The organism is Micromonospora sp. CPCC 205539, from assembly GCF_036906815.1.
GTDB lineage: Bacteria > Actinomycetota > Actinomycetes > Mycobacteriales > Micromonosporaceae > Micromonospora.
The window spans coordinates 1-1,333 of the sequence record NZ_JBAKHW010000093.1 but is presented as its reverse complement, the minus strand read 5'-3'; the positions used below and the strand labels follow the sequence as shown (position 1 = coordinate 1,333).

Sequence of the window (1,333 nt, the reverse complement as noted above, 5' to 3'; positions counted from 1 at the left end):
TTCCGAAGTGTCGACCTTGGGGGTTGGGTCGGCCGCGCTGGATTGAAGAGTCGCCCCCACGTGTCCTCCCGGGCCCGTCTTGACCTTCTTGGCATCGTTGGTCATCTGCTTGTAGACGACGTCGGACAGGCGTCGTTTCAGGCAGCGCATGGCTTCCATTGGAGTTTTGCCGGCTGCGAGTTTGCGCCGGTAGTAAGCGCGGCCTTCGGTGTCGTGGCGCAGTTGAACGATGGCCATGATGTGCAGGGCTCGGTTAATGCGCCGGTTCCCGGCACGGGATAGCCGGTGGCGTCTTTGATCGCCGGAGGACGCATCAAGGGGTGCGGTGCCGTTCCAGGACGCGAAGTGCCCGCGGCTGGCGAACCGGCTGATGTCACCGATGTCGCCGATCAGGCGGGCGGCGCCGGAGGGGCCGATGCCGTTGAGGTCCTGCAGACCACTGCCGGTGGCGGCGACGAGTTCGGTGAGTTCTTTGTTCGCTGCCTTGATCTTCTTGTCGACCTGGGCGAGCTCGGTGATGAGTTCCGACGTGAGCCGCCGGCGGGTGGACCCGACAAGGTCGCGCGGCCGCACCGTGTTGAGCAGGGTTCGGGCCTGCGGGGCGGACAGGAACTGCTTGGCCCCGCCGGGCAGTAGTTCCAGCAAAAGTTTGTGGATGCGGTTGAGTAGATCGGTGCGGGCGTGGCCAAGACCGTCGCGGCGGTCGACGAGCAGCCGCAGCGCAACGGTGACGTCGTCGACGGCGACTTGCCGCAAACCCGTGGTGCGTAGGGCTGCGACGGCGACGCTGTGGGCGTCGACCGGGTCGGTCTTGCGGCCCTGACCGGTGTCGAACACGCGGACCCGCGCGGACAGTTTCGCCGGCACGTCCACCACGGTCTCGCCGTCGGCGACGAGGCGTTGAGCGATGTGCCGCCCGATCCCGTTACAGCCTTCCACCGCCCAGATCCGCTCCTTGTGCTGCCGGCCGAGCTTGAGCATGGCCTGGTAGCCGTCGCGGTCGGTGGTGAACCGGCCCTGGGCGAGGATCTTCTCGCGGTCGTTAATGATTTCAATGGTCGCGGACCGCTTGTGCGGATCCATACCGATGATGACGCGTCCCACGCTCGTCCTCCTCGATCAGACAAGGGCTGATGTCAGCGAGGAGGGCAGCGCTACTTCGAGCTGGGCAGACCCCTCTTGAGCCTCTCCGCGCCACGGTGACCGGCAGGAGGCATGCCATGTGAGAGCCACACCAAATCGCGGTGGGCAGCCGATGAGAGAGCCACCCCGCCGGTCACCTCGACCAAGCCTGGCCGGGCTGCGGTCGTAGCACCAGTACATAAGTAGCCGA

At 66.0% G+C, this 1,333-nt stretch carries 1 protein-coding gene; it reads right to left on the bottom strand.

The annotated features are described in order from the left end of the window. Nucleotides 1-1,104, bottom strand: a 1,104-nt coding sequence (locus tag V6V47_RS32630) for an IS110 family transposase (RefSeq protein ID WP_334632405.1), incomplete at its 3' end; no start/stop codon positions are given. Nucleotides 1,105-1,333: the final 229 nt, after the last annotated feature.